This is a genomic window from Agrobacterium sp. GW821-FHT14E08 (assembly GCF_058803865.1).
In genome coordinates, this window is the sequence record NZ_JBXAPJ010000003.1 from 413,992 (window position 1) to 434,550 (window position 20,559).

The following is a 20,559-nucleotide window of genomic DNA, read 5'->3' on the forward strand; positions in this document are numbered from 1 at the left end:
AGACGTTCCCACACGACAACATCAACGTTGCGTGATGACGCCAACCCCGCCAAGATGGGCGGATGAACAATAGTGCAGGAGGGGACCTTGGAGCTTGCAACCGAAGCGGAGGCGCAGGTCATCGTCGAGCAGCGGGGAGGCGCAGGTATCATCCGCCTCAACCGCCCGAAAGCCATCAACAGTCTGACATTGCCGATGGTTCGCCTCCTGTTTCAGGCGCTTGCCCGTTTTGAGGATGACCCCGAGGTTTCCTGTGTGGTGCTGTCAGGAGAAGGTGAAAGGGGCCTTTGCGCCGGTGGGGATGTTCGCATCATTCATGATCTGGGCAAGGCGGGTGACCCGCAGGTGCTTGATTTCTGGCGGGAAGAGTTCCCGCTCAATTATCGCATCGCCCGCTTTGGCAAGCCCTATGTGGCGCTGATGGACGGCATCGTCATGGGCGGCGGCGTCGGTATTTCTGCCCATGGCAGCCACCGCATCGTCACGGAGCGGACAAGGCTCGCTATGCCGGAGACGGGTATCGGTTACTTTCCTGATGTTGGAGGCTCCTGGCTTCTGCCGAAAGCGCCGGGCGAATGCGGGACCTGGCTGGGATTGACCGGCAATGCCGTCGCTGGCGCCGATGCGATCTATGCCGGTTTTGCCGATTATCTCATTCCTTCGGAGGGTCTCGAATCTCTCGTGGCGGATCTATCGCGGGCGAAGGATATTGAAGGTATCGAGGCTGCGATCGCGACCTATGCCGGCGATGCGGGCGAAGGCGTGCTGGCTTTAAACCGCGATATCATCGACGCTACATTCCGTTTCGACACGGTAGAGGAGATTTTCGCGGCACTTTCTGCACGCGATGATGCGTTTTCGCGCGAGACCCTCGAGGTCCTCCAGAAACGCTCCCCCACCAGCCTGAAGCTGACCCTGAAATTGCTTCGCCTCGGCCGGGAAAGCGCGAGCCTCATCGAATGCCTTGAGCGCGAATTTGCCGCCGGGACCGAAATATTGCGGGGCCATGATTTTTATGAGGGCGTGCGCGCTGCCTTGGTCGACAAGGATCGCAATCCCCGCTGGCGGCCGGCGCGGCTGGAGGAGGTGCGTGCAGAAGATCTTTCGCCGTATTTTGCCGAACATGCCGGAAATTTGTTTCCCGAACATCGCCTCTAGATTGTGCGACGCAAAAGAAATCCGGCTTGCAGCCAAATATGAAATCATCGTCTTTTGAACTGCTCCTGTTTGGGTGGAATTTCCAATCCCCGGCTCCCTAACGCACGGCTGTTTCTCGCGGGCGTTGCCGCCGCCCGTTATGTTGACGACCATTCGATTTTCCGGGGGTATTCATGAAACGTCTTCTTATCATCGGCACTGCCATTGCCGCTCTTATTGCTGGCGCGGCGCAGGCACAGTCTCCGACCACCATCCTCAACGCGTCCTACGACGTCGCCCGTGAGGTCTTTGCCGCCGAAAACGAGGCGTTCATCAAGCAGCATCCGGGCGTTACGGTCGATCAGTCGCATGCCGGCACCTCCAAGCAGGCGCGCGCCATCGTCGAGGGTCTGGAAGCCGATGTCGTTACCTTCAACCAGGTCACCGATGTCGATTTTCTGGTGAAGCAGGGCTTTGTTTCCGCCGACTGGCAGAAGGATTTCCCGAACGACGCTTCACCGTTCTATTCCTTCCCGTCCTTCCTCGTGCGCGCTGGAAACCCCAAAAAGATCAAGGATTGGGACGATCTTGCCCGTGACGATGTGAAGGTGGTTTTCCCCAATCCGAAGACCTCTGGTAATGCCCGCTACACTTATCTCGCCGCCACGGCTTACGCCAAGGAGAAGTTCAACGGCGACGAGAAGAAGGTTCAGGAATTCGTCAAGAAAATCTTCGACAACACCCCGGTATTCGACACCGGAGGCCGTGCCGCCACCACCACTTTCGTGGAGCGTGAAATCGGCGATGTGCTGATCACTTTTGAGGCCGAGACCCGTGGCATCGCCAAGCAATATGGCGCCGACAAGGTGGAAGGCGTCGTCCCCTCCGTCAGCCTGCTGGCCGAATTCCCTGTCGCCGTGGTGGACAAGGTGGTCGACAAGCGCGGCTCCCGCGATCTGGCAAAGAGCTATCTCGATTTCCTCTACACCGAGGAAGGCCAGCGGATCGCCGCCGAATTCGGTCACCGCGTTCACAATGAGAAGGTCGTCGGCGAGTTCAAGGACAAGTTCCCGGCCATCCGCCTCGTCAACGTCAACGATACCTTCGGCGGCTGGAATAAAATCCAGAAAGAGCATTTTGCATCCGGCGCGACGCTTGATACGCTTTACGGCAGCCGTTAATCACAGCGATATGCAACAGGCAAACGACCCGGCGGGAAACTGCCGGGTCGCTTTATGATGAAATGGGGGCGGGGTTTGAAGCGGAATGTTCTGCCGGGACTTAAATTGTCCCTTGGCGTTACCCTCACTTACGTCGCCATCATCGTGCTCCTGCCGCTCTCGGCGCTGGTGTTCAAGGCTGCGAGTCTAGGGCCGGCCGAATATTGGTCGATCATCTCCTCGCCGCGTGCCGTTGCAAGTTACCGCGTGACCGTGCTCTGCGCGCTCGCCGCCACGCTCTTCAACGTCATCTTCGGGCTGGCGCTCGCCTGGGTGCTGACACGATACCGTTTTCCCGGCTGGCGTCTTATCGATGCCATTGTCGACCTGCCTTTTGCGCTTCCCACCGCCGTTGCCGGCATCGCGCTTACCACGCTGTTTGCAGGCAATGGCTGGTTCGGTTCGTTGCTTGCGCCGCTCGGCATTAAAGTCGCCTATACGCCACTTGGCATCATGGTGGCGATGGCTTTCACCAGTTTGCCCTTCATCGTGCGCACCGTGCAGCCGGTGCTGGAAGACCTCGATCCGGCGCTGGAGGAAGCGGCACAGTCGCTTGGCGGTTCCGATCTTGAAATCTTCCGCAAGGTCATCCTGCCGCTCCTGACGCCGGCACTGCTCGCCGGTCTTTCGCTGTCCTTCGCCCGCAGCCTCGGCGAATTCGGGGCCATCATCTTCATCGCGGGCAATCAGCCGTTCTCGACGGAAATCACGGCATTGCTGATCTTTATCCGGCTCGAGGAATATGATTATCAGGCCGCCGCGGCCATTGCTTCCGTGCTGCTCATCACCGCTTTCGTGATGCTGGCGGTGACCAATTACCTGCAGGCGCGCGCGCTTCGCTACACGGTGAGGAGCTGAGACATGAGCGCCATTTCCTCTCATCGCAAGCCGCCGCGCGTCGGTGATGCAAGCTGGGTTCGCCGCGGCCTGATCGCTTTCGTTCTTGTGATCGGCGCCCTGCTGGTTGTGGCACCCCTCATCATCATCGGCGTCGAGGCCTTTTCGCAGGGCTGGAAGGTCTATTCGGCCACCATTACCCATCCAGATACCCGCCACGCGATCATGCTGACGGTGCTGACGGCGTTGATCGCCGTGCCGGTCAATACGGTCTTCGGCGTTGCGGCGGCATGGGCGATCACCAAGTTCGATTTCCCCGGCCGGCGCTTCCTGCTGGTGCTGATCGAGATACCTTTCTCCATCTCGCCGATCGTCGCCGGTGTCGCCTATCTCTTCGTTTACGGGTTGCAGGGGCTGTTCGGCCCATTCCTCGATGCGCATGACATCAAGATATTGTTTGCGCTTCCCGGCATCGTCATCGCCTCGATGTTCGTCACCGCACCCTTCGTGGCGCGTGAGCTTATCCCGCTGATGCAGGCGCAGGGCCGCGATCTCGAGGAGGCGGCGACGTCTCTCGGTGCATCCGGCTGGCGCACCTTCTTTTCGGTAACGCTGCCGAACATCAAATGGGCGCTGCTTTATGGCGTGGTGCTGTGCAACGCCCGCGTGATGGGCGAGTTTGGCGCGGTGTCGGTCGTATCGGGCAATATTCGCGGCCAGACCAACACGCTGCCGCTGCATATCGAGCTGCTTTACCACGATTACCAGACGGCCGGTGCCTTTGCTTCGGCCTCCATCCTCGCTTTGCTCGCCGTCGTCACCATCATCGCCAAGGTGGCGCTGGAACGGCGCGGTGCGGGGCGCGGAGCCAAAAAGACCAATGGCGGTGCCGCCATCGCCACGGAGACCTGATTCCTATGAAAATCCGCCTCGAAAATGTGGTGAAGACCTTCGACACCTTCCGTGCCGTCCGCGATGTTTCGCTGGATATTGAAAGCGGTGAGCTTCTGGCGCTGCTCGGCCCCTCCGGTTCAGGCAAGACGACGATTCTGCGCATGGTCGCCGGTCTCGAATATAGCGATGGCGGCCGCATCTTTTTCGGAGACGAGGACGCCACCAATATTCCGGTGCGCGATCGCGGCGTTGGTTTCGTGTTCCAGCATTACGCGCTTTTCCCGCATATGACGCTCCACGAAAACATTGCCTTCGGCATGAAGGTATCGAAGGTCAAGCGCGACAGGTCGGCAATCGACGCCCGCGTCAGGGAACTGCTGAACCTCGTCAAACTCGATGGTCTCGGCGACCGGTTCCCGGCGCAGATATCCGGCGGGCAAAGGCAGCGCGTGGCATTGGCGCGTGCGCTTTCGGTTGATCCGAAAGTTCTTTTGCTGGATGAGCCTTTCGGGGCGCTGGATGCCAATGTGCGCCGCGACCTGCGCCGCTGGCTGCGGGAAATTCACGATGCGCTTGGTATCACCACGATTTTCGTGACGCATGACCAGGAAGAGGCGCTCGATCTGGCTGACCGCGTCGTCATTCTCAATCAGGGTGAGATCGTTCAGCAGGGCACGCCGAAGGAAGTCTGCCGCCAGCCGAACAGCGCCTTCGTCATGCGCTTCCTGGGCGATGCCAATCGGGTGTCCGGTGTGGCGCGCGGCGGCAAGGTCTATGTGGGCGACAATGAGCTGCCTTTCTCCTATGGTCAGGCGGATGGCGCTGTCGAGATTTATGCCCGTCCCTCCGATCTGGAATGGGAGGATCTGCATGAGGGCATTCCGGCTTCCGTGGCCCGGGTTCTCGACCGGGCGGGTGAGCGCCGCGTGATCGCCAACACCGATGGCGGCGATCTCCTGGAATTCGATGTGCCGCCGGAAAACGATGTCGCTGCCGGAGACCGTGGTTCCGTCATCATCCGCCGGGCAAAGATTTTCCCGGCGGCGTGAGACGCCCTCGGCAGGTTCAGATCACAAGCTCGAAAGAGGCTTCGGCGGCCAGCCGGCCATTGAGCATGAGATCAACCTTGTGAACACCCGCATAGTGCTTGCGGGTGGTGAAATCGCGCATGGCGCGGCTTATCGACAGGTTAAGTGTTTCGCCCGGCTGAAGCTCGATCTCTTTCCATTTGAAAACCTTCGCCGAAGCGTCACCGCTCTTCTTCACGTAGTGCACGGCATAGTCGATCACCAGCTTCTGCGCGCCTTTGGCTGTCGAGGTGAAGGCGGCTGAAATCCGCACCGGATTGCCGAGGGCAACTTTTTCCGGAGACACCTGAAACGCTTCGAGTGCAATTTCTGCTTCTTGATGCGCGCCGAGATGGGCAAGCGCTGCGGCGTCACCCTTCTTGATCAGCGTGCGCAAGGCCTGCCGGACGATCCAGCGCGTATGCGGGTTATCCTTCGGCCATGAGTCGATGAGCGCCAGTACGAAAGCGGGATTGTCCTTGGTGATGTCGTTCAGATGATTGGCGACGGATTTGCGCACGTAAAGCGCCTCGTCGGCCTTCATGGCGTCGAGGATCGCCACGACCGGGGACGGATCGTCGATTAGCGGCTTCAGCTGGAACGACCAGGGCAGGCGCGGCCGGCAGCCCTCGCTCGCCAGCCGCCGCACATGCTCGTTTTCGTGCCGAGACCATGTTTCCATCACCGCAAGGGTGCGGGAGATATCCTTCTGCAGGAAATGCCGGATGGCGAATTCCGAGGAACCGAAGCGGGTGAAATATTGCAGCGCCTGCATGGAAATATCGAAATGGTCGAGCCCATGAAGGGCCACATATTCCGGCAGCGAAATGGATGCGAAGCCGTTGCCTATTCCGGGGGCGGCGGCGGTCAGAATTTCGATATTGCGGGCGTAGTCCCCGGGAAGCGTGGCGTGCAGGCTTGTCGCCACCTGCCGCATGCGCTGCATGATGCCCAGAGCCTCGAGATTTTCGGTGGCGAGCGCCATGAAGGCGGAAACGTCAAAAGGCGCGTAGACGGCCTTTGTCTGATCGGCGATGTGCCGCAGTTTTTCGTGGTTGAAGATTTCCTTCAGCGCCGGTGCCGCTGTCTCGCTCATATCACCCTCAAAGTTCACTTTTTGTTCTTTTATGACAGGAGGAGGTTCCAGGCAAGGGAGGGCTGAGCAAGTTTCAGAGATTGAGGTCGGATCGAGCGAGCGCGGCTTGTCTCCTTCTCCCCGCCGGGGAGAAGGTCGCGGCAGCGGGATGAGGGGGCGAGGGTAGAGATATGCAGAGAGCTAGCCCCCTCATCTGCCCCTTCGGGCATCTTCTCCCCAGACGGGGAGAAGAAATTTCGGCGCAAATCAGCTCATCTGGCTGATGAAACGGGTCTCCAGATAGGCCTGAACCGCTTCCGAGCCGCCTTCCGTGCCATAACCGGAATCCTTGATGCCGCCGAAGGGGACTTCCGGCAGCGCAAGGCCGTTATGGTTGATCGTCAGCATGCCGGCCTCGACCTGCTGGCCAAGCGCATGTGCGGTCTTGACCGAGCCGGTGAAGGCATAGGATGCAAGGCCGAAGGGCAGGCGGTTTGCTTCGGTGACGGCGTCATCGAAGGTCGAGAAGCGGTTGATGATGGCGACAGGACCGAAGGGCTCGTCATTCATGATCTTTGCCGTGGTCGGCACATTGGCGAGAACCGTCGGTTCGAAGAAGTTGCCCTTGTTGCCGATGCGGCGGCCGCCGGTCTTCAATTCGCCGCCATGGGAAACGGCGTCGCTGATGAGGCCTTCCAGCGCCGGAATACGGCGCTCATTGGCGAGCGGGCCCATGATGACACCCTCTTCGAGGCCGTTACCGACCTTGACCGCCTTGGCGGCTTCCACGAAGCCTTCAAGGAAACGGTCCGCCACGCCGTCCTGCACGAGGAAGCGGGTGGGGGCGACACAGACCTGGCCGGCATTGCGAAATTTCGACAGCGAAGTCACTTCGATCGCCTTTTCAATATCGGCGTCGTTGAAGATCATCACCGGTGCATGGCCGCCAAGTTCCATGGTGGCGCGCTTCATGTGCTTGCCGGCCAGCGCGGCGAGATGCTTGCCGATCGGCGTGGAGCCGGTGAAGGAAATCTTGCGGATGACCGGATGCGGGATCAGATATTCCGAAATCTCGGCGGGAACACCGTAAACGAGACCGATGACGCCGGCGGGCACACCCGCATCCACGAAGGCACGGATCAGTTCTGCCGGCGAAGCCGGTGTTTCTTCCGGAGCCTTTACGATGATGGAGCAGCCGGTGGCAAGCGCTGCGGAGAGCTTGCGGACGATCTGGTTGATCGGGAAGTTCCAGGGCGTAAAGGCTGCGACGGGGCCGACGGGCAGCTTGATGGCGAGCTGGGAAACGCCGGTTGCGCGTGCGGGGATGACCTGGCCATAGGTGCGGCGCGCTTCTTCGGCAAACCAGTCGATGGTATCGGCGGCGGCGATGATTTCACCGGCGGACTGGGCAAGCGGCTTGCCCTGCTCGCGGGTCATCATATAGGCGATCCTGTCCTTACGCTCACGCAGGATATCGGCCGCCCTGCGCATGATCTTCGAGCGCTCGAAGGGTGAGGTGTCGCGCCACACCTTGAAACCCCGCTCGGCGGCGGCAAGCGCCAGATCGAGATCTTCCTTTTCGGCATGGGCGATGGCACCGATGATCTCGTCGGTTGCCGGATCGGACACGGCGATCGTCTTGCCGGAAACGGCGTCTCGCCATTCGCCATCAATGAGAAGTTTGATGTCGGGATAGGTGTGCATAGGGGCTACCTTCATGATGCGGCCGATACGGCGAAATGCCGTCCGGCCCGGAGACGTGAACAGAATTTTCCTGGCCGGACGATATCCGGCATTGCGGCTCTCGCTGCGCGGAACGAATGTCTGGGTATTTCCGGCAAACAGGCTTTTCGAATGGCCGGAAACGGAAGCGACAATCTTTATATTAAGTTCCGGGCGGTATGTTTCAACCGTCCACTGCGGCAATCGCCATGATTTTTCTGTGAAATGGAACCAGTCTCCGGTCATTCCGGTTTGGCACGCATCCGGCGCTGAATTTCCAACGGTCCTTACGCCGAGTTCGTGCGAATCACTTGTTTCCATCCTTAGGCGGCAAAGCGTTTGCCTCAATTCGGCCTTTGTCACGCCGGACGGATTGGTGGGAGGAGGGAAACTCGGCTGCTGCTTGCGTCATAACAGTGCGCGAAACATGAAAAAGTACAATAAGACGGAAAAATTATCCAAAGGGTTTACTCAAAACCTAGAGAAAATACGGATAAAATCTCAGTGAGGATATAACATCCATTCCTGATATATATTGCGGATGTCGGTTCCCTTGACCTTCAAAGGTTGGCGAAAACCCTCGACCCGAACGTTATCGATGGAGAAAAAGTATGAGTTTCGCCCGGGTACTTCTCAGTGCTTTCCTGTCACTCATGTGGCTTTCCTGTGCCGAAGCCGGAACGATCGCCAAGCCGCAAGGCAAGCCGATATTAACCATATCCGGAAACATCACCAATACCAATGCGGAGGGTGCGGCGCAGTTTGACCGCGACATGCTGGAAGCGCTTGGCATGGTGACGGTGGAGACGACGACGCCCTGGCACGATGGCCGCGTCCGCTTCGATGGCGTATCTCTGGCAAAATTGATGGATGTCGTCGGCGCAAAGGGCGATACCGTCACGGCGGTCGCGCTCAATGATTATGTCAGCACGATACCGGTTGAGGATTTTAAGAAATTCAACGTTATCCTCGCGATCAAGCTGGATGGCAATTACATGACAGTTCGCGAAAAGGGCCCGTTGTTTGTCATTTATCCCTATGACAGCGACCCGGAGCTGCAGAAGCAGACCTATTATTCGCGGTCCGCATGGCAAGTCGCCAAACTGATAGTGGAATAAAGGTGTCGTTTGCGAAAACTTGTGGCGGTGATCATCTGTTGCTTCGTCCTGGCAACGGGCTATATCGCTTTCGTCATTGCCGAGCGGCAGACCGCTCTGCAGAAATTCGCCCGCTACAACGACTCTTGGGCCGTCAGCCAGACCGTGGCGGAATATCTGCGCCTCCAGAACAAGCTGGCCGTTTTCGCGCTTAGCCCCGGTAAGATCGACCGGGACGAATTGCAGCTGCGTCTCGATATCATGCTCAGTCGGCTTGAGCTGTTGAAGCAGGGCAATCTTGGGGCTTTCATCAATGAAAAGCAGCAGTGGCGGGATCTCGTAACCCAGCTCGATACGGTTCTGGCCGATATGGAGCAGCGGGTTGACCATCTGGAGCCGGCCGATGTGCCGGCTATGCTTTCGGCCATGAGTGCGCTCGATGCGCCGATGACCACGCTGGCATCGTCTTCCGTCGCTTATGACGTCAATCTGATCGATACCGCCCATGAGGATGTGCGCAAGCTGCATATCGTCTATACCGCGCTGGCCGGTGGTCTCATCCTGTGCGGCATCGCGCTGGTAATATTGCTGCTACGCCAGAACGATCTTTTGAACCGCGCGCAAAAGAGCATGCGCGGGCTGACGGATGACCTGCGTGCCGCCACTCTCGAATTGCAGGCGAAGAATGTCCGGCTGGAGCATGATGCCTATCATGATGCGCTGACCGGCCTGCCGAACCGCTCGTTGTTCCGGCAGGAGTTGATCGAGCGGTTGCGCCGTTCCTTCGGGGGCAGCGGTACGACAGCCATCCTCCTGCTTGATCTCGACGGCTTCAAGGACGTCAACGATACACTCGGCCACGATGCGGGTGATGCGCTGCTTCAGGCCGTGGCGCAGCGCCTTTCGGGCATCAGCGGCGACTACGATATGGTTTGCCGCCTGGGCGGCGATGAGTTCGCCGTTGTCTCCGACGATCTCAACGAGGATGCGGCGCGCCGTCTCGCCTCAAAGCTCATCGACCAGATCAGCCGGACCTATCAGCTTGGCGAGCAGGAGGTCAAAATCGGCACCTGCATCGGTATTGCCATATCGCACGGCGCTGTTGACGCGGACGAATTGTTCAAGCGCGCCGATCTGGCTCTTTATGAGGCCAAGGCCATCGGCCCGGGCCGGGCGAGCGTTTTCAAGGTCCGCATGCAGAAACAGCTGACCGAGAAGAAATCCTTCGAGGCCGATCTGCAAACCGCGCTGCAGAACGACGAGATGGAGGTCTATTACCAGCCGCAGGTGGCGACGCAGACCCGCGAGCTCTGCGGCTTCGAAGCGCTTTTGCGCTGGAAGCATCCGATGCGGGGCGATGTGCCGCCCAGCGTGTTCATTCCCGTCGCGGAAAGAACGGGCCTTATCCACTCGCTCGGAAAATGGGTGATGGAAACCGCCTGCCGCGAGGCGATGAGATGGGACGAGGACATGAAGGTGGCGGTCAATCTCTCGCCGGTTCAGTTCCACAGCACCAGCCTCATCCAGAACGTGATGGGTGCGCTGGAAAAAAGCGGGCTGGAGCCGAGCCGGCTCGAGCTTGAAATCACCGAATCCATCCTGCTCAACAAGAGCGACCAGACGATCAATACGCTGACGCGGCTGAAGGATGTCGGCATCCAGATCGCCATGGACGATTTCGGCACCGGTTATTCCTCTCTCGCAAATCTGCGCGGTGTGCCGTTTGACAAGATAAAGATCGACCGGTCCTTTCTGCGCGATATCACCAGCGACCGCGATGCGCTGGCGATCGTTGAATTCGTGGTTGGTGTCGGCCGCAGTCTGCGCATGACCACGATCGCCGAAGGCATCGAGACGGAAGAGCAATATGAGTGCGTCAGACGTCTGGGATGCGATCAGGTTCAGGGATATCTGATCAGCCGGCCTTTACCGGCCAAGGAGCTGGTGGCCTGGAGTTCCGTCTGAACAAGAATTGCTTCCGCTTCGGCGGAGCGCATCCAATTTCAGGATGATGCGCCGTTCAGCGCGAAAACCGATACCGGTTGTCGCGCCGATGCTGTAGACCACTCCCGGTCGCTACGGGATCATTCGGGTAAAGCGACCGGGTTTTGGGAAAAGGTTTGAGACATGGAAATACTGGACGTGCATGGAGTAGCTCTACCCCTCTCTTCCCATGAGGTGTCGCCCGTCATCTGGCAGGCGCTGACCGATGGCAGCTATGAGGCGAAAGAGGCCCGCAGCGTCCTGAAAGCCATCAAGCCAGGTGACCGCGTACTTGAGCTGGGATCCGGTATCGGGATTATCACCTCGATCATCGCCGGCATAAAGGACGTGTCCGTCTGGGCCTTCGAGGCCAACCCCTCGACGGCGGCGCTGGCAGAGCGGGTGATCAAGGCCAATTGCCGCGGTAACGTTGAGTTTTCACAGGGGCTTCTTACCGCCGACGAGCCAAGCTCCTATGCTTTTTATGTCCGCAAGGATCTCTGGATGTCGTCCATGGACGAATACCAGGGCCCCTATGAAAAACGCATCGAAATCTCTTCCGAGAATATCGATGAATTTATTGCAAGCAAAGGCATCACAGCCCTCGTCATGGACATCGAGGGCGCGGAACGCGATCTGCTCGGCAGGGCCGAACTTGCCGGCGTGGAGCGGATATTCGTCGAACTGCATGACCATCTTTATGGCCTCGCCGGGGTTCGCGATATCATGCAGGCGCTGACCGCCAAGGGATATGCCTATGATCCGCGCGGCTCGCGTGGTCCCTGTGTGTTGTTCTCGAAGGATGACAGCCCACGGGAATATGATCCCGAAGTAGACTGAGGCCGCGTCGAATTCACGGAACCCTTCGCCGGTCATCCCCGTTCTCACACTCGCATGAGGGCGCGGAGCGGGTCGACACGTGTGCCGGAATGGTATGCGGGCCGAGAAGATAATTTCATAAACGGCAATTCATTCCCAATTATTGTTGCAATTGTTGCAACCGTTATCCTGCGTCATCATCCCTCCATCAAACCGGCGCACAACAGGCTGCGCCGGAGATGCCAACGCAACCGAAGGAGTAACGATCATGGGCTTTGTTAAGACGACAGACGGAACCGAAATCTTCTACAAGGACTGGGGCCCGAAGGATGCCCAGCCGATCATGTTCCACCATGGCTGGCCGCTCTCGTCCGATGACTGGGATGCGCAGATGCTGTTCTTCGTTTCCAAGGGTTTTCGCGTCGTCGCCCATGACCGCCGTGGCCATGGCCGTTCCGCCCAGGTTGCTGACGGACACGACATGGATCACTACGCCGCCGACGCCTTTGCCGTCGTCGAAGCTCTCGATCTGAAGAACGCCGTCCATATCGGCCATTCCACCGGCGGCGGCGAAGTCGCCCGTTATGTCGCAAAGCATGGCGAACCCGCCGGCCGTGTCGCCAAGGCGGTTCTCGTTTCCGCCGTGCCGCCGCTGATGCTCAAGACCGAGGCCAATCCGGAAGGCCTGCCCATGGAGGTTTTTGACGGCTTCCGCTCGTCGCTTGCCGCAAACCGTGCGCAATTCTTCCGCGATGTGCCGGCCGGTCCCTTCTATGGCTTCAACCGCGATGGCGCGACTGTTCATGAAGGCGTTATCCAGAACTGGTGGCGTCAGGGCATGATGGGCGGCGCAAAGGCCCATTATGACGGCATCAAAGCCTTCTCGGAAACCGACCAGACCGAAGACCTGAAGAATATCAGCGTTCCGACGCTGGTGCTGCACGGTGAAGACGACCAGATCGTGCCAATTGCCGACTCCGCCCTGAAATCGGTGAAGCTGTTGAAAAACGGCACGCTGAAGACCTATCCCGGCTTCTCGCACGGCATGTTGACGGTGAATGCCGATGTGCTGAACGCCGATCTTCTGGCCTTCATCAAGGGCTGATCTTTGGGCGAAAAGGAGTACGGCCTGATATTAGGCCGTATTTCGGGATTGGTCCAGAACCTCTCCCCCACACGCAACGTCATCCTGGGGCTTGACCCGAGAATCCATTCTTCGTGCGGCGGAGGATCCTCGGGTCAAGCCCGAGGATGACGCTGCGTGTGGGGAGACGGACGGAGGTACTTCCCACATCATGTCATCAGACGAGCTTTGCCTTCCAAGCCTCGCGATAAGAACCAAGTCCTTCAATGACGCCCGGGGCAAAATGACGCTCGCGGCCGGCAAGCGGCCTGGTGCCGGTAAGGAGCGCGGCACCGGCGCTGGTGCCGGTGGAGCCGCTGACTGCGATCACTTCCGTATCGGCAAAACCCGCTAGCGCCTTGAGATAAAGGGCGTTGCTGGCGAATGGGCCTTCAACGAGCACTGGGCCTTTCCGCCCGATAAGCGAAAGACTGAACTCCGTCATCAGGGCAAGATAAAGCGCTGCCGCTGCGTGTCTCTCGGCGACAGTGGCATTGTCGTCGCCTATCCAGCACGCTGTTTTATCGGGGAAGGGGCCGGAACCGCTGACAATGCTGGGCAACAGCATCATGCCTTTGGCAATCACGCTTTTGAGCGAGGCCTCGATTGCTTCCTCCGGGGCATGCCCGAATTGCTGTGCAAGCATTTCATATTCCCTGCCGCCCATGAAGCGAGACGAGGGAACGGGACGGCCGAAAGCATCGACATTCAGGAGTGTGTCACGGGTGGGGTCGAGCGAACCCGCCGCGCCGCCGATGGCGAAATTCACCACCCAGGTGCCGGTGGAGACGACCGAAAAATCTCCGTCCCGGCGCAGAAGATGCGGCAGGAGCGATGCGTTGGAATCGTGGATGCCACAATAGACCGGCATATGCGGTGAAAGACCGGTTTCCATTGCCAGCGACGGGCGGATTGTTCCCAGCACATCGAAAGCGGAGCGAACCGGCGCCATCAAATGCTCGATGCCGAGACGCGCGACAAGCGAGGAGAAACTTTTCCGCCGTGGGTTCCAGAGATCCGTATGGCAGCCGAGCGAGGTCGTTTCCGTGGCCTGAATGCCCGTCAGTCGCCCCGCCCAATATTGCGCATAGGTGACGATGCTGCGCACTCTTGAGAAATCGTCTGGAAAGGCCGTTTTCTGGAAATGGATTTGCGCGCCAAGGTTCAGCCCGACGGGAAGCTGCGGTGAGCCGGTCTCGGCAAAATCGGGCCTGATGCCGCGATAGGCTTCTTCAATGGCTCCGGGATAGCTGTGTTCATAATCGAGCACCGGCATGGCGAGATCGCCGTTGCCATCGAGAAGTGCTGCCGAAGCGCCATGGGTGGTGATGGAAATTGCATCGAAACCGGGCTTCTGGCCGAAACGCTGAAGTGCGGAGAGAATGAAGCGCCAGAGCATTTCCACATCGTAGTGCGGATAAATTCCATCACGAAGGACGGGGTTCGCCTGTTTCTCGCCGACAATCTCTTCGCCGCTGCCGGTGTCGATGACGACGACCTTGGCATTGGTCTTGCCGATATCGATGACCGCGACGCGGCCCGGTTTGATGCTCTCGCTCATGGCAGATGGAACACCGTCACAAGATCTTTTGCGACCGGCGAATGATCGGGATTGCTCTCCATGATATCGGCCATATGAGCCCACCACTTCTTCATCACGGGATGGTCGGGCAGTGCCGCCATGCCGTGGTTCTTCGGGCGCGTCAGCACGCCGAACAGGATGTTGGTTTCCGGGTCGAGATGGATGGAGTAATCGCTTACACCCGCCTCGCGCAGCAGCGCCACCAGTTCCGGCCATATCTCGTCATGGCGCTTTTTATATTCGGCCTCTTTTCCGGCAAAGAGTTTCATCCTGAAGGCGTGTTTTTCAAGTTCCGGCATGGCTCAACCTCTCATTGTTCAGTTTCTGAGGGCCCGAAGGCGACGGACAACGATGGGGATGGCGATGGTGACGATGAGCAGCAGACCGACGAAGATCGACATGACGATACCGGGCACATTCAGAAGACCGAGCCCGAAGGTGACGAGGCCCATGACGAAAGCGGCAATGACCACGCCTGCAATGGTGCCGGAGCCACCGAGGATGGAGACACCGCCGAGCACCACCATGGTCACCACCTCAAGCTCCCACCCTTGAGCAATGGACGGGCGCGTGGAGCCGAGCCGCGACGTGAGGCAGACGGCGGCAATGCCGCTCATCAGGCCGGTGAGCAGGAAGAGGATGAACTTGACCCGCTCGACGGGTATGCCGGAGAAACGGGCGGCGAAGGGATTGTTGCCGATCACATAGACCTGCCGGCCGAAATTGGTGGCGTGCAGCAGAATGGCGAAGAGGATGGCCATGGCGATGAACAGCACGAATTCGAAAGAAATCACCCAGAAAACGTAACCCTGACCGAAATAGGCAAAATCGGCTGGATATTTGCCATAAGCCTGATCGCCCAGCACCATATAGGAAATGCCGCGAAACAGGCTCATCGTGCCGATGGTGACGACGATGGACGGCAGCTTCAGCCCTGCAACCAGAAAACCGTTGAACGCTCCGCACAAAATCCCGGTGCCGATGCCGATGGCGACGAGGCCGGGCGTGCCGACCCCCATCTGAACTGCCGCACCCATGGCGGTGGAGGCGAGCGCGATGATGGCGGCGACGGACAGATCGATTTCACCGGCGATGATTAGCAGCGCCATGGCGAAGGCGATGATCGCCTTTTCCGTGAAATTGAAGGTCGCATCCGACAGGTTCCAGGCATTGAGGAAATAGGGCGAGGCCAGCGAATTGGCGATGAAGATGAGGATCGCAACGCCAAGCAGCAGCACTTCCCAGCTGGCCATGATGCGGCGTAGCGGCGTGCCGAGCTTGTCTGGAATGATGCGCGGGTTCTGTGCTGGTTGAGGCGTCGTGCTCATGCTGCGGCCTCCCTGGCCTGATCGCTTGCTGCGCGGTCACGCAGGATGATACGGCCTTTTCGAGCTTCGGCACGGGCGTTGAAGACGACGGCGAGCACGATCACCACGCCGGAAATCGCCATCTGCGCGAAGGGCGAGATGCCGATGACGGGCAGGGCGTTCTTGATGACGCCGAGGAACAGCGCGCCGAGCACGGCACCCGGCACCGAGCCGATGCCGCCTGCAATCGAGATGCCGCCGATCACATTCGCCGCCACGCTGTCCAGCTCGAAACCGGCGGCGATATCGACATAGGCAACCGCATAACGCGAGACCCAGAGATAGCTGGCGAGACCGGCAAGAGCGCCTGACAGCACGAAGGCGAAGAAGCGCGTGCGGCCGACATCGATGCCCGCATAGACCGCGGCACTCGGATTACCGCCCGACGCATAGGCGGAGCGTCCGAAGGAGGTGCGGCTGAGTACCAGCCAGGCGCCGGCGATGATGAGGATCGCCACCCATGAAAGTACGGGCATGCCGAGGATCATGGTGCGCGGCACGTTGAGGAAGGTGGGCGAAAGCTGGTGCGCGTTCACCCAGCCACCACCAGAGAGCACGAAGGCCATGCCGCGATAAATGGTGAGCGTGCCGAGTGTGACGACGATGGGCGGAATGCCGAGCCACCAGACGAGCACGCCGTTGAGCGAGCCGAGAAAGGCGCCGATGCCGACCGCCATGACGATGAGAAGCGGCAGGGGAATGCCCGGAAAGGCGGCATTGGTCATCGCCACCGCCATGCCGGTGAAGGCGAGATTGGCGGCAACCGAAAGATCGATGGATTTGGTGAGAATGACCGCCATCTGGCCAAGCGCCAGAATGATGAGGATGGACGTGTCATTGAAAATATTGACGAGATTGCCGGGCCGGCTGAAACCGGGCGCGCGCAGCGCAAAACCGGCGATCATGATGACGATGATGCCTGCCAGCAGCCATTCGCGATTTTTGAGTAGACGTTGCATGGTTTTGCCCCTCTCAGGCATTGCCGGTGGCGGCGCGCACCAGCTTTTCCGGAGAAAAATCGGCGCGTTCGAACTGGCCCGCCATCAGGCCTTCGCGCATGACGATGGCGCGGTCGGACATGCCGAGGATTTCGGGAAGTTCGGATGAAATCATGATGATGGAGAGCCCTTCGGCGGCAAGCTCGCTGATGAAACCGTGCACGGCGGCCTTGGAGCCGATATCGATGCCCTTGGTGGGTTCATCGAGAATGATGACCTTGGGCTGGGTGGCGAGCCACTTGCCGATCACCACCTTCTGCTGGTTGCCGCCTGAAAGCGTGCCAACCGGCACCGAAAGGGCGGCCGCGCGCAGATCGAGCCGCGAGGCATATTTGCGCGCCAGCGCGAATTCATTGGCAGCGGCCAGAAACCCCTTGCGCGAGGTGCGCGTGAGCGATGGCAGCGACATGTTCTGGTAGATCGGCATGTCGAGCGCCAGCCCGTGGCGACCGCGCTCCTCTGGCACATAAACAATGCCGGCGCGGATCGCGTCTTCCGGCGAGCGGATGGTGAGCGGCTGGCCTTCCAGCGATACCTGTCCCGAAGCCGGCCGGGTAATGCCGAACAGCGACTGGCAGAGTTCGGAGCGACCGGCGCCGATCAGCCCGTAAAGGCCGAGAATCTCGCCCTTGCGCAGTTCGAGCGAAATATCGCGGAATTCCGTCTGATGCGAATAATCACGGACCGAAAGAACCGTCTGACCAAGTGTGACGGCCTGCTTGGGAAAGGCGTTCGTCACGTCGCGACCGACCATCAGCCGCACAATCTCGTCCTGCGGCGTGGCCGCAAGATTGCCCGCACCGACCATCCTGCCGTCGCGGAACACGGCGTAGTTCTCGGCGATCTCATAGACTTCATCGAACTTGTGGCTGATGAAGAGGATCGCCTTGCCCTGCCGCTTCAGGTTTTCGACGATGCGAAAGAGATCGTCGATCTCCTTGCGAGAAAGCGCAGCCGTCGGTTCGTCCATGATGACGATGCGCGCCTCGACCGACAGCGCGCGGGCGATGGCGACGAGGTGGCGCTGGGCAATGGACAGGTCCTTCAGCCGGATCGTCGGATCGATGGTGCTTTCCAGTTGTTCCAGCAGGGTTCTGGCGCGCGTGTTGATGGTCTTCCAGTCGATCAGACCGAAACGGCCTTTTGGCGCATGGCCTAGGAAGATGTTTTCGCCGACGGAGAGCTCGTCGAACAGCACGGTTTCCTGATGAATGGCGGTCACGCCGGCATCGATGGCGTCCTGTGCGCTGTGAAAATGGACAGGCTGACCATCGAGAAGGATTTCGCCCTCGTTCGGGCGGTAAATGCCGGTGAGGATTTTGACGAGCGTGGATTTGCCCGCGCCGTTTTCACCGATCAGCGCGGTGACCTTGCCGGGATAAAGCGCGATATCGACGCCATCCAGCGCTTTGACGCCGGGGAATATCTGGCTGATGCCGCGCATTTCGAGAATGGGCGTGGCGCTGGAAGTCGCTGGTATGTCTATGGTTTGGGTTTCAGCACGCATCATTCCGTCTTACCGGTCTGTTTTGAGTGAAGTGGCGAGGGGCACCCCCCTCTGCCCTGCCGGGCATCTCCCCCTCAAGGGGGAGATCGGCAAGCGGATAGCACCCTGCCTTATGGATCGAGCGGGTGCGGCATATCGATCTCCCCCCTTGAGGGGGAGATGCCCGGCAGGGCAGAGGGGGGTGCCCTCCGCAGACTGCCGTCACTTCTCAAGATCAAAAAATCTTCGAGAACTGATCGATATTCTTCGCATCATAAACAAACGGATCGGCCATCGCCGCTTCGCTGTTTTCGCCAACCTTGATCTTGCCCATGCGGCCGGCTTCGATTTCCGAGCCCGGCTTGCCATCGGTTTCGCCCTTCACCAGGCGATAGGCGATCTGGGTGGCGGAGTAGCCGAGGTCGATCGGGTTCCAGATGGCGAATTCCTTGGTGGCGCCCGACTTGATGGCGCCGGCCATTTCAGACGGCAGGCCAAGACCGGTCACATAGACCTGACCGATCTTGCCCGCGTCCTTCACGGCCTGCGAGGCGGCGAGAACGCCAACCGTTGTCGGCGCAACGATAACCTTCACATTCGGCTGCGAGGAGAGCAGGCCCTGCGCTTCGCGGTAGCTCTTGTCGGCCAGATCGTCGCCGTAAACCGTGGTGACAAGGTTGAGACCGGGGAAATCCTTCAGCTGCTTCTTCATCTCATCGATCCAGATATTCTGGTTCGTGGAGGTGGTGGTGGCCGAAAGAATGGCGAAATCGCCCTTGCCGCCTTCCAGATGCGATGCCGCAAGCTGCAGGCACATCTTGCCGATCAGCGCGTTGGAAGAGGGATTAAGCTGGAGAATGCGGCCTTCCGGTGCGACGCCCGAATCCCAGGAGATGACCTTGATGCCGCGCTGTGCCGCCTTTTTCAGTGCGGGAACCACGGCGTCGGGGTCATTGGCGGAAATGGCGATGGCGTCTACGCCCTGCGCGATCAGCGAATTGATGACTTCGATCTGGCCTTCCGCCGTGGTGCTGGTCGGGCCGGTATAGATGATCTCGACGCCGCCGAGGTCTTTTGCTGCTTCCTGCGCGCCCTTGTTGGCGGCTTCGAAAAAGCCGTTGCCGAGCGATTTGACCACCAGTGCGATCTTCACATCGGCGGCCTGGGCAACGCCGCCCAGCCCTGCGACGGAGAGCGCCGCGCTGAGCGCGAGAGCGCTCGTCAATGTTCTGCGTGTAAGTTTCATGTCCCTTTTCCTCCCGTTTTGAACCTTTTTCCTCCCTCCGGTGCTCCTCAGGCGACCGAAGAAGAATCCTCTTCATCCGGTGGGGCGGCTGTCTTGCCATCCCTCACCGCGCCGACGACCAGTAATTCGACGCCGGCATCTTCCACCATCCTTGCCGCCTCATCGGAAATCCCGTCATCGGTAATGATGGTCGAGACATTTTCGAGCGGGCATAAAATGAGGCTGGATCGCTTTCTGAATTTCGAAGAATCGACCATCACGATCAGCTCTTCCGCCTGCCGCATCAGCTTCTGCTCGCTCTGGATAACCAGTGCGTCGGATTCCATGATGCCGAGTGCGCCCACGCCTTGCGCACCGAGAAAAATCCGCCGCGCATAAAAATTGCGGATCGCATCATTCTCGAAAGGCGACAGGATGAGGCTTTGATCACGATAGATCGCGCCGCCCGGCACGCTGACATTGCATTTGGAATGCTTGACCAGATGCTCGGCGATGGCGAAAGAATTGGTCATGACCTGCAGGCGTCGCGCTGCCATGTAATGCACCATCTGAAATGTCGTCGTGCCGCCATTCAGGATGATCGCGTCGCCATCGTGGCAGAGATCGACCGCCTTGCGCGCAATTGCGCGTTTCTTGTCGATATTGACCGATTCGGACACCCGGAACGGCCGGGCGGCCAGATTGCCGAGCTGTGGCGGATGCACCGCTTCCGCCCCGCCGCGCACGCGGCGCAACTTGCCCTGAACATGCAGGGACGCGATATCCCGGCGGATCGTCGCTTCTGACGCATCCGTCAGTTCAGCAATATCCTGCACCGTCACGACAGCTTTTTCCTGCGTGGCGCTCAAGATGATGCGATGGCGTTCGCGTTCGTGCATGGGGTCCTCCTGATTGTGATTATTCGCA

At 59.4% G+C, this 20,559-nt stretch carries 19 protein-coding genes; 10 read left to right on the forward strand and 9 right to left on the reverse strand.

Translation table 11 applies throughout. The features are described from left to right. The first annotated feature begins 87 nt into the window (after positions 1–87). The 5 genes from AC1ROR_RS14660 (at position 88) to AC1ROR_RS14680 (ending at position 5,137) form a co-directional block, all read left to right on the forward strand. Positions 88–1,158, forward strand: coding sequence for an enoyl-CoA hydratase/isomerase family protein (locus tag AC1ROR_RS14660; RefSeq protein WP_498589824.1), 1,071 nt, complete (start codon positions 88–90; stop codon positions 1,156–1,158). 173 nt (positions 1,159–1,331) lie between these two features. Further along, on the forward strand, positions 1,332–2,318 hold the full coding sequence (gene cysP, locus AC1ROR_RS14665; protein WP_142170810.1) for a thiosulfate ABC transporter substrate-binding protein CysP: 987 nt from the start codon (positions 1,332–1,334) through the stop codon (positions 2,316–2,318). 54 nt (positions 2,319–2,372) lie between these two features. After that, positions 2,373–3,215 carry a sulfate ABC transporter permease subunit CysT gene (gene cysT / locus AC1ROR_RS14670; protein ID WP_080723039.1) on the forward strand — a complete coding sequence of 281 codons (843 nt, stop codon included), beginning with the start codon at positions 2,373–2,375 and terminating at the stop codon, positions 3,213–3,215. Between the two features lie 3 nt (positions 3,216–3,218). Further along, the gene (gene cysW / locus AC1ROR_RS14675) at positions 3,219–4,106 is read left to right on the forward strand and encodes a sulfate ABC transporter permease subunit CysW (RefSeq protein WP_498589825.1); all 888 of its coding nucleotides are present in this window, start codon (positions 3,219–3,221) and stop codon (positions 4,104–4,106) included. A 5-nt stretch (positions 4,107–4,111) separates the two neighbouring features. Next, positions 4,112–5,137: a sulfate/molybdate ABC transporter ATP-binding protein gene (locus tag AC1ROR_RS14680; protein WP_142170806.1), complete on the forward strand. Its 1,026-nt coding sequence runs from the start codon at positions 4,112–4,114 to the stop codon at positions 5,135–5,137. A gap of 16 nt (positions 5,138–5,153) precedes the next feature. Here the strand turns inward: AC1ROR_RS14680 and AC1ROR_RS14685 are convergent, their stop codons facing one another. Together AC1ROR_RS14685 and AC1ROR_RS14690 are read right to left on the reverse strand one after the other, a co-directional pair. Further along, the gene (locus AC1ROR_RS14685) at positions 5,154–6,251 is read right to left on the reverse strand and encodes a DNA alkylation repair protein (RefSeq protein WP_498589826.1); all 1,098 of its coding nucleotides are present in this window, start codon (positions 6,249–6,251) and stop codon (positions 5,154–5,156) included. A gap of 246 nt (positions 6,252–6,497) precedes the next feature. After that, positions 6,498–7,934 (reverse strand): NAD-dependent succinate-semialdehyde dehydrogenase, encoded by a 1,437-nt coding sequence (locus AC1ROR_RS14690; protein WP_498589827.1) that lies wholly within the window; start codon positions 7,932–7,934, stop codon positions 6,498–6,500. 13 nt (positions 7,935–7,947) lie between these two features. Between AC1ROR_RS14690 and AC1ROR_RS14695 the strand changes: the two genes are divergently transcribed. From AC1ROR_RS14695 to AC1ROR_RS14715, 5 genes are all read left to right on the forward strand, one after another. Continuing rightward, positions 7,948–8,460 carry a hypothetical protein gene (locus AC1ROR_RS14695; protein ID WP_498589828.1) on the forward strand — a complete coding sequence of 171 codons (513 nt, stop codon included), beginning with the start codon at positions 7,948–7,950 and terminating at the stop codon, positions 8,458–8,460. A 103-nt stretch (positions 8,461–8,563) separates the two neighbouring features. Next, positions 8,564–9,070, forward strand: a complete 507-nt coding sequence (locus tag AC1ROR_RS14700) for a putative pterin-binding protein (RefSeq protein WP_035221306.1) — start codon at positions 8,564–8,566, stop codon at positions 9,068–9,070. Positions 9,071–9,079: 9 nt separating this feature from the next. Further along, complete coding sequence (locus AC1ROR_RS14705) at positions 9,080–11,014, forward strand: putative bifunctional diguanylate cyclase/phosphodiesterase (RefSeq protein WP_498589829.1); 1,935 nt, start codon at positions 9,080–9,082, stop codon at positions 11,012–11,014. A 162-nt stretch (positions 11,015–11,176) separates the two neighbouring features. Continuing rightward, positions 11,177–11,872, forward strand: coding sequence for an FkbM family methyltransferase (locus AC1ROR_RS14710; RefSeq protein ID WP_498589830.1), 696 nt, complete (start codon positions 11,177–11,179; stop codon positions 11,870–11,872). A 247-nt stretch (positions 11,873–12,119) separates the two neighbouring features. Then, entirely contained in the window at positions 12,120–12,956 is an 837-nt protein-coding gene (locus AC1ROR_RS14715; RefSeq protein ID WP_003522568.1) for an alpha/beta fold hydrolase, read from the forward strand. A 196-nt stretch (positions 12,957–13,152) separates the two neighbouring features. Here the strand turns inward: AC1ROR_RS14715 and AC1ROR_RS14720 are convergent, their stop codons facing one another. From AC1ROR_RS14720 to AC1ROR_RS14750, 7 genes are all read right to left on the reverse strand, one after another. Further along, complete coding sequence (locus tag AC1ROR_RS14720) at positions 13,153–14,535, reverse strand: FGGY-family carbohydrate kinase (RefSeq protein ID WP_498589831.1); 1,383 nt, start codon at positions 14,533–14,535, stop codon at positions 13,153–13,155. Next, a complete protein-coding gene (gene rhaM, locus AC1ROR_RS14725; protein ID WP_498589832.1) occupies positions 14,532–14,855 on the reverse strand; it encodes an L-rhamnose mutarotase in 324 nt (107 codons plus the stop codon). Before rhaM ends, AC1ROR_RS14720 begins: the two co-directional genes overlap by 4 nt. A gap of 18 nt (positions 14,856–14,873) precedes the next feature. Then, positions 14,874–15,884: an ABC transporter permease gene (locus AC1ROR_RS14730; RefSeq protein ID WP_498589833.1), complete on the reverse strand. Its 1,011-nt coding sequence runs from the start codon at positions 15,882–15,884 to the stop codon at positions 14,874–14,876. Then, entirely contained in the window at positions 15,881–16,882 is a 1,002-nt protein-coding gene (locus tag AC1ROR_RS14735; protein WP_498589834.1) for an ABC transporter permease, read from the reverse strand. Before AC1ROR_RS14735 ends, AC1ROR_RS14730 begins: the two co-directional genes overlap by 4 nt. A gap of 13 nt (positions 16,883–16,895) precedes the next feature. Beyond that, positions 16,896–18,431 carry a sugar ABC transporter ATP-binding protein gene (locus AC1ROR_RS14740; protein ID WP_498589835.1) on the reverse strand — a complete coding sequence of 512 codons (1,536 nt, stop codon included), beginning with the start codon at positions 18,429–18,431 and terminating at the stop codon, positions 16,896–16,898. A 211-nt stretch (positions 18,432–18,642) separates the two neighbouring features. Next, positions 18,643–19,653, reverse strand: a complete 1,011-nt coding sequence (gene rhaS / locus AC1ROR_RS14745) for a rhamnose ABC transporter substrate-binding protein (RefSeq protein ID WP_003522574.1) — start codon at positions 19,651–19,653, stop codon at positions 18,643–18,645. Positions 19,654–19,700: 47 nt separating this feature from the next. Continuing rightward, on the reverse strand, positions 19,701–20,531 hold the full coding sequence (locus AC1ROR_RS14750) for a DeoR/GlpR family DNA-binding transcription regulator (RefSeq protein WP_035262536.1): 831 nt from the start codon (positions 20,529–20,531) through the stop codon (positions 19,701–19,703). Positions 20,532–20,559: the final 28 nt, after the last annotated feature.